The following is a 273-nucleotide window of genomic DNA, read 5'->3' on the forward strand; positions in this document are numbered from 1 at the left end:
CATCGGGATGGTCTTCCAGCAGTTCAACCTGTTCCCGCACCTGTCCGTCACCGAGAACCTCACGCTGCCGCAGCGCCGCGTCCTCGGCCGGGGCAAGGCGGAGGCGGCCGACATCGCCGCCGAGAACCTGCGGCGGGTCGGCCTGGCCGAGAAGGCGGCCGCGTACCCGTCGTCGCTGTCCGGCGGGCAGCAGCAGCGGGTGGCGATCGCCCGGGCACTCGCCATGGGGCCCGAGGTGATGCTGTTCGACGAGCCGACCTCGGCGCTCGACCC

At 72.9% G+C, this 273-nt stretch carries 1 protein-coding gene; it reads left to right on the forward strand.

The window, feature by feature from the left end; all coding sequences use genetic code 11:
- Nucleotides 1-273 (forward strand): ATP-binding cassette domain-containing protein (locus tag GTW43_RS30130; RefSeq protein WP_161305155.1); only part of this gene is annotated, 273 nt, incomplete at both ends.

This window comes from Streptomyces sp. SID5785, assembly GCF_009870065.1.
Lineage (GTDB): Bacteria > Actinomycetota > Actinomycetes > Streptomycetales > Streptomycetaceae > Streptomyces.